The organism is Kitasatospora sp. NPDC096128 (assembly GCF_040303105.1).
In the GTDB taxonomy this organism is placed as follows: Bacteria; Actinomycetota; Actinomycetes; order Streptomycetales; family Streptomycetaceae; genus Kitasatospora.
Genome location: NZ_JBEOSP010000055.1, coordinates 36,398 through 48,803 on the forward strand (window position 1 = coordinate 36,398; position 12,406 = coordinate 48,803).

General features: G+C 73.3%; 12 protein-coding genes and 2 pseudogenes. 11 read left to right on the forward strand and 3 right to left on the reverse strand.

All coding sequences use genetic code 11. The features are described 5' to 3' along the window. The first annotated feature begins 487 nt into the window (after positions 1 to 487). The 9 genes and pseudogenes from ABTY61_RS36920 to sigK all read left to right on the forward strand — a co-directional run bounded on the left by ABTY61_RS36920 (position 488) and on the right by sigK (position 8,382). Entirely contained in the window at positions 488 to 2,137 is a 1,650-nt protein-coding gene (locus ABTY61_RS36920; protein WP_502895494.1) for a molybdopterin-dependent oxidoreductase, read from the forward strand. A 92-nt stretch (positions 2,138 to 2,229) separates the two neighbouring features. Further along, on the forward strand, positions 2,230 to 2,883 hold the full coding sequence (locus tag ABTY61_RS36925) for a fasciclin domain-containing protein (protein WP_350509563.1): 654 nt from the start codon (positions 2,230 to 2,232) through the stop codon (positions 2,881 to 2,883). 64 nt (positions 2,884 to 2,947) lie between these two features. Next, a pseudogene (locus tag ABTY61_RS36930) lies at positions 2,948 to 3,217 on the forward strand (DUF1365 family protein); the annotation flags it as partial. A 46-nt stretch (positions 3,218 to 3,263) separates the two neighbouring features. Then, positions 3,264 to 3,779, forward strand: a complete 516-nt coding sequence (locus ABTY61_RS36935) for a hypothetical protein (protein WP_350509576.1) — start codon at positions 3,264 to 3,266, stop codon at positions 3,777 to 3,779. Beyond that, a complete protein-coding gene (locus ABTY61_RS36940; RefSeq protein WP_350509574.1) occupies positions 3,776 to 5,047 on the forward strand; it encodes a class I SAM-dependent methyltransferase in 1,272 nt (423 codons plus the stop codon). Before ABTY61_RS36935 ends, ABTY61_RS36940 begins: the two co-directional genes overlap by 4 nt. 121 nt (positions 5,048 to 5,168) lie before the next feature. After that, a pseudogene (locus tag ABTY61_RS36945) lies at positions 5,169 to 5,348 on the forward strand (DUF1295 domain-containing protein); the annotation flags it as partial. A 168-nt stretch (positions 5,349 to 5,516) separates the two neighbouring features. Next, on the forward strand, positions 5,517 to 6,365 hold the full coding sequence (locus ABTY61_RS36950; protein ID WP_502895495.1) for a YqjF family protein: 849 nt from the start codon (positions 5,517 to 5,519) through the stop codon (positions 6,363 to 6,365). Next, positions 6,362 to 7,246, forward strand: coding sequence for an oxygenase MpaB family protein (locus tag ABTY61_RS36955; protein WP_350509564.1), 885 nt, complete (start codon positions 6,362 to 6,364; stop codon positions 7,244 to 7,246). The genes ABTY61_RS36950 and ABTY61_RS36955 overlap by 4 nt, the downstream gene beginning before the upstream one ends. Positions 7,247 to 7,800: 554 nt before the next feature. Next, the gene (gene sigK, locus ABTY61_RS36960; protein ID WP_350509565.1) at positions 7,801 to 8,382 is read left to right on the forward strand and encodes an ECF RNA polymerase sigma factor SigK; all 582 of its coding nucleotides are present in this window, start codon (positions 7,801 to 7,803) and stop codon (positions 8,380 to 8,382) included. Between the two features lie 100 nt (positions 8,383 to 8,482). Here the strand turns inward: sigK and ABTY61_RS36965 are convergent, their stop codons facing one another. The 3 genes from ABTY61_RS36965 to ABTY61_RS36975 form a co-directional block, all read right to left on the reverse strand. After that, positions 8,483 to 8,860 (reverse strand): twin-arginine translocase TatA/TatE family subunit, encoded by a 378-nt coding sequence (locus ABTY61_RS36965; protein ID WP_350509566.1) that lies wholly within the window; start codon positions 8,858 to 8,860, stop codon positions 8,483 to 8,485. A gap of 94 nt (positions 8,861 to 8,954) precedes the next feature. Next, entirely contained in the window at positions 8,955 to 9,842 is an 888-nt protein-coding gene (gene tatC, locus ABTY61_RS36970; RefSeq protein ID WP_350509567.1) for a twin-arginine translocase subunit TatC, read from the reverse strand. 29 nt (positions 9,843 to 9,871) lie between these two features. Further along, positions 9,872 to 10,141 (reverse strand): twin-arginine translocase TatA/TatE family subunit, encoded by a 270-nt coding sequence (locus ABTY61_RS36975; RefSeq protein ID WP_350509568.1) that lies wholly within the window; start codon positions 10,139 to 10,141, stop codon positions 9,872 to 9,874. Between the two features lie 428 nt (positions 10,142 to 10,569). Here ABTY61_RS36975 and ABTY61_RS36980 point away from each other — a divergent pair, with 428 nt between their 5' ends. After that, positions 10,570 to 10,899, forward strand: coding sequence for a hypothetical protein (locus tag ABTY61_RS36980; protein ID WP_350509569.1), 330 nt, complete (start codon positions 10,570 to 10,572; stop codon positions 10,897 to 10,899). A 94-nt stretch (positions 10,900 to 10,993) separates the two neighbouring features. After that, positions 10,994 to 12,370, forward strand: a complete 1,377-nt coding sequence (locus tag ABTY61_RS36985) for a DUF4331 domain-containing protein (RefSeq protein WP_350509570.1) — start codon at positions 10,994 to 10,996, stop codon at positions 12,368 to 12,370. Positions 12,371 to 12,406: the final 36 nt, after the last annotated feature.

The following is a 12,406-nucleotide window of genomic DNA, read 5'->3' on the forward strand; positions in this document are numbered from 1 at the left end:
TGGCACTTGGTCTTCGGGGCCGGCGTGCCTGCGGATTGGCCCTGGCGGTCGCCGCCCTCCCCGCCGACGTGGCGGCCACGGCATCGACTACAACCACAACGGCGAGTACGACGACGTCCTGGGGTCGAGCGACCTCAACCCCGCCCTGCCTCTGGAAGCCACCGCACCCGCGCTCTGCGGCCCCCTCGACCGACCTCCCCGGGACCGGCGTCCGTCGCACCGGCGGCGACGGGCACCGGTGAGCGGTCCCGCCGCCGCGCTGCACGACGGGACCGCTCCCTGAACCCGCCGCCCCACCGCATCACCCCTTGTCCGGGCACCGCTACCTCCCGCCGTCTTCAGTGAGCGCGGCGACGACGGTCACGACGCCACCGCCCTGCCCGATTCACCGCCCCCTCCACGACCCATCGGAACAAAAGTGCTCCGGAGAACGCTCCACCGCGCCGCTGCCGAGATGGGCACCCATCCGGCCCGTCGGGTGCGACGAATGGGGGGTGTGAGCAACGACGGACCACAGCCCCTGCCACCCTCCGGGCCCCTTCGGGCCCGGATTCTGCGGGCCGGTACAGCGACTGCGACCGGGTGGGCCGCCGCGGCGGCCGCGCTCGGAGCCGGTGAACTGGTCGCCGTTTTCACCGGTCCTGACACCGCGCCGGTCATCGCCGTCGGGTCGGCCGCCATCGACCTGACACCCACTCCACTCAAGGAGTACGCCGTCCGCACGTTCGGCACCGACGACAAGCCGGTGCTCCTCGGCGGGATCTACCTGACAATGACCCTGCTCGCGGCCCTCGCCGGAATCCTGGCCGCCCGCCGCCCCCTGCTCGGGGCCGGCGTCTACGCGGCCTTCGGACTGCTCGGCACCTGGGCCGCCCTCTCCCGCCCCTCAGCCGCCGCCGCGGACGCCGCCCCCGCCCTGGCCGCCGGCCTGACAGGCACGGCAACCCTCCTCCTGCTGGCCCGCATGCTGCGCGCCGCAACCACGACCGCGGCGCGGACCGCGTCACCCGGCTCCCCGCAGACCGGACGCCCGGAGGCCGAGGCACAGGCTGCCGAACCTGCCGGAGCCACGCGTCGTGCCGTACTCGCCGCCACCGGCGGAGCGTTCGCCTTCGGTGCGCTCGCCGGCGTCGGCGGCCGCGTGCTGTCGGACCGCCGCTATGACATCAGCGCGGCCCGCGACGCCGTCCGCATCCCCCCGGCCGCGCGACCGCTGCCGCCGCTGCCCGCAACGCTCCATCCGGACATCTCGGGCCTGTCCCCGTTCACCACCCCGAACGCGGACTTCTACCGCGTGGACACCGCCCTCACCCTGCCCCGCATCGACCCCCGCCGCTGGGCCCTGCGCATCCGCGGCATGGTCGACCACCCCCTCCTCATCACCTTCGACGACCTCCTGCGCGAACCGCTGGAAGAGCTGGACCACACCCTGTCCTGCGTCTCCAACGAGGTCGGCGGCCCCTACGTCGGAACCACCCGCTGGCTCGGCGCCTCCCTGCCCGCCCTGCTGCGCCGGGCGGGCGTGCGCCCCGGCGCGGACCAACTGGTCGGCCGCTCCCAGGACGGCATGACCATCGGCACCCCGCTGGAGTCGGTCCTGGACGGACGCCGCGCCCTGCTCGCCGTGGCCATGAACGGGCAGGCCCTGCCCGTCGCCCACGGCTTCCCCTGCCGCAGCGTCATCCCCGGCTTCTACGGCTACACCTCCGCCACCAAGTGGCTCGTCGACCTGGACGTGACCACCTTCGCCGCCCACGACCCCTACTGGGTGCAACGCGGCTGGGACCGCACCGGCACGGTGCGCACCGCCTCGCGCATCGAGGTCCCCGCCCCGTTCGCCCGGGTGCCCGCCGGTGACATCACCGTCGCCGGCACCGCCTGGGCGACCCACCGCGGCATCGCCGCCGTGGAGGTCCGCTACGACGGCGGCCCCTGGCAGGAGGCGCTGCTCGCCGCCGACGCCGGCCCCGACCTGTGGCGGCAGTGGACCCACACCTGGGCCGGCGCCGCACCCGGCACCCACCGGATCGAGGTCCGCGCCACCGACACCACCGGCGCCGTCCAGACCGAGACCCGCACCACGCCCTACCCCGCCGGCGCCACCGGCTGGCACAGCACCGTCGTCACCGTCACCTGAACAGCACCGGCCACCCGACTTCCCTGACCACCGACCGGACCGGCCCGCCCGATGGGCCGGACCTTCACACCCGCAACGAGGAGAACACCGCCATGACCCCCGTCACCCGCCGCCGCAACTCCGCCGCCGCCCTCGTGGCCGCCACCGCGCTCGCCCTGAGCCTGGGAGCGTGCAGCAGCAGCGGCTCCGGATCGTCGGCCGCGACCAAGGCCGCCGCCGCGGCACCGTCCTCGGCCGCCGCGCCCGCCACCGCGTCGGGCGCGGCCATGAGCGACCAGCCCTTCGGCACCGCCTGCGCGGCCGTGCCCAAGGACGGCGCCGGCTCCTTCACCGGCATGGCCAAGGACCCCGTCGCCACCGCCGCCTCCAACAACCCGCTGCTGTCCACCCTGGTCACCGCCGTCAAGAAGGCCGGTCTCGTCGACACCCTCAACACGGCGCAGAACGTCACCGTCTTCGCCCCCACCAACGACGCGTTCGCCAAGCTCCCCAAGGCCACCCTCGACGCCGTCCTCGCCGACAAGGACAAGCTCACCAAGATCCTCACCTACCACGTCGTCCCCCAGCGCCTGGCGCCCACCGCGCTGACCGGCGGCCACAAGACCCTGGAGACCGGCAACCTCACCGTCACCGGCGCCACCCCCGACTTCACGGTCAACGACAGCGCCAAGGTCCTGTGCGGCAACGTCCAGACCGCCAACGCCACCGTCTACATCGTCGACACCGTCCTGATGCCCGCCTCCTGACCGGCATCAGCCCACATACCGCGGTCCCCGGCCTACCCCCCGGGGCCGGGGACCGCAGGCCGAGGTGTTGAAGGATTTCCACGCCTCGCCGTTCTTCCCCGTCGACGGCCGCTACCGGATGGCACTGCCCAAACCGGGCGAGCGCCTGGCCCTGACCATCCATCTGGAGCGAGAAGGCGGGCGGGCGTTCACCGCCACCCTGCACGGCACCCGCTATCCGGCCACAGCCGCACGGCTGCTGCGGGCCGCAGCCCGTCACCCCATCTCCACCTGGGCGGTCAGTGCCCACATCCGCTTGCAGGGGATCCGGCTGTGGCGGCGCGGCCTGCCCGTCCACCCCCGACCTGTTCACCCCGTCCCGCAGAAGGAGGTTCCGCTCCGTGACACCGCCGGCCCAGTCCCTCGCGCCCACGGCAGTCGACGTGCGGCAGTGGCCGGACGTGGCCCGCCTCCCGCACGTCCCGGTCCGCGCCGCAGTGGCGCGACGGCTGCTGGGCCGCATCGCCCGCCGCCGCGGCCCGCGCGTCGAACTGCCCGGTGCACGCCTGCTCGCTCCCGCCCCGACGTCGGCCCCGACCTTGTGCCTGCTTCGGCCCGAAGCGTTCTTCCACCGCATCGGGGAGAGCGGGCTGATCGGCTTCGGGGAGTCCTACCAGGCCGGCGACTGGGACTCACCCGATCTGGTCGCGCTGCTCAGCGAACTGGCCACCGCTCCCGAGACGCTGGTGCCCACCGGCGCGCGGTGGCTGCGCCGCCTGTACGTCCAGCGCCCGCCGGCCCGCGAGCTGAGCACACCGGAGTGGGAGCTGTACCTCGCCTACTCCGAGGCCGGTCTCCGCACCGGCTGCCTCGACGTCCAGCAGATCCTCCTCACCCGCCCGGAGCCCACCCGATGACCCCCGCCACCCGCCTCACCGACCTGCTCACCGACCTGCTCGCCGGCCCGCTGCCGTTCCGGATCAAGGCGTGGGACGGCTCGACCGCCGGACCCGACGGGGCGCCGACGGTGGTGCTGCGCAATCGGCGCGCGCTGCGCCGCCTGCTGTGGCAGCCCGGCGAACTCGGCCTGGCCGACGCCTGGATCAGCGGCGACCTCGACGTCGAGGGCGACCTCGCCCCCGCCCTGTCGCAGGTGCGGCGCGCGCTGGCCGGACGCGGTCCGGTGCGCCCGGGCGTGCGGGACTGGCCCGGGCTGCTCGCCGCCGCCGCGCGCCTGGGCGTCCTCGGCCCGCGCCCCCAGCCACCGGGCGGCCGGGCCCGCGTGGGCGGGACCTTGCACAGCCGGGCCCGGGACCGGGCGGTCATCAGCCACCACTACGACCTGTCCAACGGGTTCTACGCCCTGCTGCTCGGCCCCGCCATGGCCTACTCCTGCGCCTACTGGACGCCCGAGGACGACAGCCTCCAGAGCGCGCAGGAAGCCAAGTTCGACCTGATCTGCCGCAAACTCGCTCTGACCCCCGGCAGCCGCCTGCTGGACGTCGGCTGCGGCTGGGGCGCCCTCGCGCTGCACGCCGCCCGCCACTTCGGCGCCCAGGTCACCGCCGTCACCCTTTCGAAGCGCCAGCACGCCTTCGCCACCGCGGCGGTGGATACCGCGGGCCTCACCGACCAGGTGAGGGTCCTGCTGCGCGACTACCGCGAGATCGCCGACGGCCCCTTCGACGCGGTCAGCTGCGTCGAGATGGGCGAGCACGTCGGCGACCGGCAGTACCCTGCCTTCGCGCGCCGCCTGCACAGCCTGCTGCGGCCCGAGGGCCGCCTGCTGGTCCAGCAGATGTCCCGTGGCACGACGGCACCGGGCGGCGGGGCGTTCATCGAGATGTACATCGCCCCCGACATGCACATGCGCCCGGTCGGCGACACCGTCGCCCTCCTGGAGACCGCCGGCCTGGAGGTACGCAACGTCGAGGCACTGCGCGAACACTACGCCCGCACCATCGACGCCTGGCACGAACGCCTCGACGAGCACCGCGCCGAGCTCACCGCCCTGGTCGGCGAACCCACCGTACGCCTGTGGCAGCTCTACCTGGCCGGCAGTTCCCTCGCCTTCGCCGAGCGCAGGATGGGCGTGGACCAGATCCTCGCCGTCCGCCCCACCACCGACGGCACCAGCGGCGCACCCGCCACCCCGGCGAGCTGGTACCAGGAGCAGTCGTCGTGAACGCCGCCGCCTTCGCCGCAAACCTCGCCGAAACGGCCGGCGCGGCCCTGCTGGTGCTGCCGGCCGCCTTCGCGGTCGGGGTGAGCAGCGGGCGCCACCGGGGCGTCGACGTCACCTGGGCCTGGCCTTCACCGCCGTCGCCTGGACCGGCTGGGCTCTGCCCGCCGGCCACGGCGACCCGGAACGCCGACTGCTCGTCACGGTCCTGGTCACGGTGTGGGGGCTGGGCCTGACCGCCCATATCCGGTCGCGCTCACGCGGCCACCGCGAGGACCCGCGCTACGACCGGATGCTCGCCAAAGCCCCCGGGAGCCGCAACGCCTACGCCCTGCGCGTGGTCTCCTCCCGCAGGCCTCGATCGTGTGGTTCGTGTCCTTGCCCGTGCAGGCCGCCCAGTACCTCACCGCAGTGGCGGAGCAAGCCGCAGTACCGATTCCCGGCAGCTCCACCGATCTCCGGTGCAGCAACGCTGCGAGTTCCCCGACGCGACGGCAGGAGCGCACCATCGGAGGCCAGGACACCAGCAGGAGAGGTACGGATGATCATCGAACCGGTGACGGTGGACCCGGCCCGGCCGGTCGGCCGGCCACTGCTCTCCCAGTACTGGCGCCACGTCCTCTTCCTGCACTGGCCGGTCAGCCCCGCCGCTGTCTCGCCGCTTCTGCCACCCGGAGTCGTACCGGACGTCTTCAACGCCACCAGCTGGGTCGGCCTGGTGGCCTTCGCCATGGAACGCCTGGGCCCCGGCGGCTCGGCCGCCATCCCTTATCTGGGCAGCTTCCCCGAAGTGAACGTGCGGCTCTACTCCGTCGACGGGCAGGGCCGCCGCGGTGTCGTGTTCCGCTCGCTCGACTGCCCTCGGCTGGCCGCGGTCCTCACCGCACGGGCCCTGCTCGCCCTGCCCTACCGGTGGTCCGAGACGCGCCTCGCGGCCGGCGACGGTACCTACTCCCTCGTGACCCGAGCCCGGCGGCCCGGCCGTGCGGACGCGACCTGCGCGCTCACCGCGCGCACCGGTGAGCGTCTGGAGCGCTCCGGGCCGCTGGCCGACTTCCTGACCGCCCGCTGGGGCCTGCACACCCAGGTCCGGGGCCGCACCGTCCACCTGCCGACCGACCACCCGCGATGGCCCCTGTACGAGGCGCGGCTCACCGGGCTCTCCCAAGGCCTGACCGCCGCGGCAGGCGTGGACGTCGACGGGCCGCCGACGAGCGTGCTCTACTCACCGGGCGTACCGGTGCGTTTCGGCGCCTGGACCTCCGTAACCGGTCCGGGACGAAGGCCCGGGACAGGCACAGCACCGCAAGGCCGGCGATGAACGGCGAGCCGTCCGACCCGCCCGTGGTCCCCGCCGCCGGACTGTTCACACCCGACTCGGTGTCCTGGACCGTGCACGCCGACCCGTCCATGGTCCTGGGCGGCCTACGGGCCCTGCTCCTGCAGGCACTGCACCCCCTCGCGATGGCCGCGGTGGCGCAGCACTCGGCGTTCCGCGAGGACCCGTGGGGCCGGCTCTACCGGACAGCGCACTTCGTCGGCGCGGTGACCTACGGAACCGGCGGTGAAGTCCGCGAAGCCGTCCGCCGGGTTCGCCTGATCCATGAGCACGTGCGCGGGACCGACCCGGAAACCGGCCGGTCCTACTCGGCCGGTGACCCGGAACTGCTGACCTGGGTCCACTGCGCGGAGGTCGACTCGTTCGTGACCGCGGCCCGCCGAAGCGGGCTGGCCCTCAGCGCCGCCGAAGCGGACCGCTACCTCACCGAGCAGGCGACGGTGGCCCACCTCGTCGGCGTCCCGCGGGAGTTCCCGGTTCCCACCACCGTGAGGGAACTGGACGCCTACCTGGTGTCGGTGCGCCCGCTGCTCCGGGCGACGCCGGCGGCCCGAGAAGCGCTGAGGTTCGCCGTGCTGCCGCCCCTGCACGGGTGGGCCCGGCTCGCCGGCCCGCTGCGTCCGGCCTGGGCGTCCCTGGTCGGCTGCGCGGTGGGCCTGCTGCCGCCGTGGGCGCGCCGCCTGTACGGCCTGCCCGTCTGCCCGGCCGCGGACCCCTTGGTGACGGTGCAGGCCCGGCTGCTGCGGCAAGCCGCCCTGCGGCTACCCCGGTCCTGGCGTGAGGGGCCGCATCTGGCCGCGGCCCGGCGGCGGCACGACCCGGATCTGTGGACGCGGTCCGGTGAAAACTCCGAAGTCCCGTGACGGCGCAGGCGCGAGCGCACGGCCTGCGCCCGCCCCGCGGAACGGACTCGCGCAGCATCACTGCGGCATCGCCCGCCGTGAACCGGACGACGCGCTCGCTGTCCTGGCGGCTGCTCGGCCCCAGGACCGCCCTGCGCTTCGGGCCCCGGCGGGCTCGCCCGGGGAGCCGTCCGTCCTCGGGGTGCCCGGCCCACACAGCGGTGCTGCTGTCCCACCCGGTCGGGTGAATCCGGGAAGGATCGGGCAAGCCGTGCCGCCGAGGGCGCCGAAGCCACCACGCGTCAGCCCGGGAACGGCGGGCTCATGCGTGAGACGGGAGCACGATGCCTTCAGATCGCACGGACACCCGGCCGCTCGATGAACTGACCGAGCAGTCGCCGGACTTGAACAGCGACGCGGTGCGGATCACGCGCGGTGCGCCGACCGGCTTCGGGCGCGCCCCGCCGGAGCGGACGGTCCCCTCGCGGTCGCCGTCCGCACGGCCCAGGCGCTGTCCCGCCCGACCTCGTGCGCAGCGCCGACTCGGCATCCTCGGCCCCTTTGGTGAGCAGAACGTGACATCCCCCGAACCGCCCGGGACCGAGCGTCCCGACGCCACCGTCGACCGCCTGATCACCCGTGTCGGGAACGGCGACGAGAGCGCTTTCAACCAGCTCCACGACACCGTGAGCGCCGCCCTGTTCCTCATCGTGCTCAGGGTCCTGCGCGACCGCTCCCAGACCCAGGAGGTCGTCCAGGAAGTACTGCTGGAGATCTGGGGCAAGGCCCACCGCTTCGAGGCGGCCAAGGGCACCGCCATGGCCTGGATCGCCACCATGGCGCACCGCCGCGCTGTGGACCGCGTGCGCACCGAACGCGCTGCGGCCGAACGCGACCGGCGGGCCCGCCTGCTCGACCACGCTCCGGCCTTCGACGACGTCAGCGAACAGGTCGAGCACCGACTGCGCCACGAACAGGTCCGCGACTGCCTGCGCAGCCTCACCGACCTCCAGCGCCAGGCCGTCGAACTGACCTACTACCAGGGCCTGTCCGGCCAGGAGCTGGCCGACCGGCTGAACCTGCCGCTGGGAACCGCGAAGTCCCGCGTGCGTGATGCCCTGCTGCGCCTGCGCACCTTCATGGAGGACAGCACATGAACGGCGTCGCACCGTACGGCGCGGGCGGCAGTCGCTCGGCCGGTGCGCTTCGAGAGCCGTACGGCCGGACCGCCTCAACGGCGTGTGTGCGGAGGCGGGCTCAGGAACGGGTGCCGGCATCGGGAGCTGCCGAGGACGGCTCGGCTGCGCGTGCCCCGGCGTCGAGGTCCGCACGCAGCTGGTTTCCCAGCGGCTGCACCGCCGAACGGATGTCCTCGGCGAGGCCGGACAGCTGCGGCGCCTCGGTGGTGAGCGCGCGGGCCACCAGGGCTTTGGGGTGCAGATCCTGGGGCTGCAGGTCGGCGAACTCCGGTCCCAGGCTCTGCTTGAGTTCGTCGGTGCCGGCGCGGGCGAACGCCTGGAGGGCACGCAGCAGGCGCATGGCGTCGGCGATCATCGCGGGGACCTTCTCCGGTCCGAAGATGATGACGGCGAGCGCCGTGAGGACTGCGATCTTGACCAGGCTCAGATCGAGCACGTGACGACCCCTTCGGCGTTGACGGTGGACCGGGCGGATCGGGGGTGGGCGGCCAGGCCGTGGCCGGTCGGTGGGGCCCCCGGGGGTGTGCGGGTCACCGGACGGCGTCGGTGGGTTCGTCGGCGCCCACGGCCTCGGCGGTCGGGGCCGGCGAGGGCTGATCGTCGGGCAGCAGCGCATCGGGCCGCCGGGCCTTGCGGCGGTCGTGCAGTGAGCAGATGCCGAGGGCCGCGAGGAAGAGCAGGCAGATCGGCACGGCCAGAACCAGCATCGTCAGCGGGTCGCCGGTGGGCACGACGACGGCCGCGAACACGAAGATCAGGAAGACGATGATCCGCCACCAGCCCCGCAGCCGGGAAGCGCTGACGACGCCCACCAGGTTGAGGACCACCAGCAGCAGCGGGAACTGGAAGGACAGGCCGAAGACGACGACCATCCGCAGGAAGAAGTCCAGGAACTCGTCCCCGGGCAGGACCAGGCCGAACGAGGCCGGCGTGAAGGACGCCAGCAGCTCGATCGTCTTGGGGAAGACCGTGTAGGCCAGGGCCGCGCCGGCGGTGAACAACGGCACGGCCGCCCCGGCGAAGCCCAGGCCGTAGCGGCGCTCACGGCGGTACAGGCCCGGCGCGACGAACGCCCACACCTGGTAGGACCAGACGGGGCTGGCCAGCAGCACACCGACCACCAGCGCGACCTTGAAGGAGAAGCTGAGCGGGCTCAACGCGCCCTGCAGGACGAGCAATCCGTTCGGGCAGGCCGCGGTGGCGGCCCCGACGCCGTGCACGTGGGTGATCCGGCAGGCAGGGCCCGCCAGCGCGTCCACGACCTGCTCGTGGACGGCCCACCCCAGCGCCGAACCCGCCAGCAGGGACAGTGCCACCTTCGTGAGGCGGGAGCGCAGCTCCCTCAGATGGCCGCGCAGCGGCATCACGGCACCGAGCGGGTCGTCCGCCTGTCGGCCGGGGGTTTCGCGGGCTTTCACGGTGACCCTTCCACGTCCGAAACGCCGGCTCAGCGCGGGGAGCGTACGGTCTCGCCCACAGGTGCGGGCGCCGGATCGACGAAGCCGCCCTCCGGCAGGGCGGCCTCCACCCGCAGGCCGGCAGCGCCGGCGTCCTCGCCCGGCTGCGCGCCTTCGTGCTTGAGCGCGTTCGTTTCGGCCTTGAGGATACGCAGCGACCTGCCCAGCGCCCGTGCCGAGTCCGGGAGCCGCTTGGCTCCGAACAGCACGAGAACCACCAAGCCGATGATGACGATCTCCAACCCGCGTGTCTGGAACATGCCCTGGCACCTCAGATCTTCCGTACATGGCCGATGGCCGCTGCGACGCCGCCACCCGGTCCCTGGGAAGAGGGGCGGGAGCGTCCTGTCGCATCCTGTTCGTGCCGTGGCGGGCGCAAGATGGGTCCCGGCAGGGCCCTGCTTTCCTTTTCACCCGCTCGGGCGAGCGCCGGGGCATTGAGCTGCGGCGCGGCTGGTCCGGCGAGGTGAAGAACCACCGCGTGCGGTTGCGCGCCGCCTTGACCCGGGCATCGCGTCGGCACTTCACTTCCCGTGACCGGCTCGCGACACCTGGGACCGTGGCCGTCGCCTTCCATCGTCTTTCCCGCCTGTGCGCATCGCCGGGACAAGACCGTGCACCGTTGCTGACGGCACATCAGGCCGAGTCGGCGGCTCGCCCCTTTCCCTCCTGACATGAAGGAGTCTCGATGTCCCCGGACACTCCCGCAGCCGACACCCCGGCCGACACCCCGCCCAACGGCCTGTCTCGCCGCCGCCTGATGCGCCAGGCCGCCGCGGTCGGCGCCGCCGGCCTCGCCGCGACCCTGGTCACGGGCGCGGGCGCCGGCACGGCCGCCGCGGCCGACGACGCCCCGGCGGCCGACCCGCACCGCGCGCCGGTGCCCGACCACGACGAGCCGATGATCGTGCACGTGCGCGACATCCGCTCCGGCCACCTGGACGTGTACAGCGGCGAACGCCACCAGCGCGTCCAGGACCCGGCCCTGGCCGCCGCCCTGGCCCGCGCCCTCGCCTGACCTTCCCGTCCCCTGAAGCGCCGGCCGGCTCCCGACAGCTCCTCCGGGAGCCGGCCGGCCACACCCTCCTGCCCGCACACCCTGTGAGGTTGAAGTGTCCTCCCACCGCGAAGCCCCCGAGATCTCCAAGGACCCGGTCGCCGACAGCACCGACGTCTACGCCTTCGTCAGCCCCGACGACTGCGACACCGTCACCCTCATCGCCAACTACATCCCGCTCCAGGGACCGGCCGGCGGACCCAACTTCTACGAGTTCGGCGACGACGTCCTCTACGCCGTCCACATCGACAACGACAACGACGGCCGCCCCGACGTCAGCTACGAGTTCCGCTTCCAGGTCGAGGTCCGCAACCCCGACTCCTTCCTCTACAACACCGGGCCGATCACCTCCCTCGACGACCCGAACTGGAACCGCCGCCAGACCTACACCGTCACCCGCGTCGAGGCCGACGGCCGCCGCAGCGTGCTGGCCGAACACCTGGCCTGCCCTCCGTGCAACATCGGCCCGCTGTCCACCCCGGACTACGGATCACTGGCGACCGCGGCGGTGCACCAACTGGCCGGTGGCCGGAAGGTCTTCGCCGGGCAGCGCGCCGAGGGCTTCTATGTCGACCTCGGGTCGATCTTCGACCTCGGCACCCTGCGCCCCTTCCAGCAGCTGCACGTCATGCCCGCCTTCACCCAGCCCGCACCGGGCGTGAACACCACCAAGGCCCTCAACGTCCACAGCATCGCCCTCCAGGTCCCGATCACCGACCTGACCTTCGGCGGCCGCAAGCCCGGCAACGTGAGCGACCCCCACGCCACCATCGGCGTGTGGACCACCGCCTCCCGCCGCCAGGCCCGCGTCATCAACACCACCGGCCACGACACCGAGACCGGCCCCTTCGTCCAGGTCTCCCGGCTGGGCAACCCGCTGGTCAACGAGGTCATCATCCCCATGGGGAAGAAGGACCTGTGGAACACCCAGCCCCCGGCCGACGACAAGAACTTCGCCCAGTACGTCGCCATGCCCGAACTCGCCAAGCTCCTCCCGGCCCTGTACCCGGGCGTGTTCCCCAACCTGGCCGCCTACACCAAGCCGCGCGCCGACCTGCTCGCCATCCTCCTCACCGGCATCCCCACCGGCGTCGTCCCCGGCTTCCAGAACTACACCGGCGACACCCAGGCCGACATGCTGCGCCTGAACGTCGCCGTCCCCCCGGCCGCCAAGCCCAACATCCTGGGCCTGGTCGCCGGCGACCCCGCGGGCTTCCCCAACGGGCGCCGCGTCTTCGACGACGTCGTCACCGTGGAGCTGCGCGCCGTCGCGGGCCTGACCCTGCCCCTGGTCGACCCGTCCTTCACCCCCGACGCCGCCACCAGCGCCATCACCGACGGCCTCACCCCCGCCGACGTCAAGAACCCCTACCTGGACACCTTCCCCTACCTCGGCGCCCCCTACGACGGCTACCACAACCCGTCCAACTGACCCGCCGCGTGCCGCGGTGCGGGTGCCCGGGGCACC

What these genes read in the sequence shown, in the direction of transcription:
- ABTY61_RS36975 (WP_350509568.1), bottom strand. Translation starts at nt 10,141, where the DNA reads ATGTTCCAGACACGCGGGTTGGAGATCGTCATCATCGGCTTGGTGGTT.
- ABTY61_RS36925 (WP_350509563.1), top strand. Translation starts at nt 2,230, where the DNA reads ATGACCCCCGTCACCCGCCGCCGCAACTCCGCCGCCGCCCTCGTGGCC.
- ABTY61_RS36940 (WP_350509574.1), top strand. Translation starts at nt 3,776, where the DNA reads ATGACCCCCGCCACCCGCCTCACCGACCTGCTCACCGACCTGCTCGCC.
- ABTY61_RS36980 (WP_350509569.1), top strand. Translation starts at nt 10,570, where the DNA reads ATGTCCCCGGACACTCCCGCAGCCGACACCCCGGCCGACACCCCGCCC.
- ABTY61_RS36920 (WP_502895494.1), top strand. Translation starts at nt 488, where the DNA reads ATGGGGGGTGTGAGCAACGACGGACCACAGCCCCTGCCACCCTCCGGG.
- ABTY61_RS36955 (WP_350509564.1), top strand. Translation starts at nt 6,362, where the DNA reads ATGAACGGCGAGCCGTCCGACCCGCCCGTGGTCCCCGCCGCCGGACTG.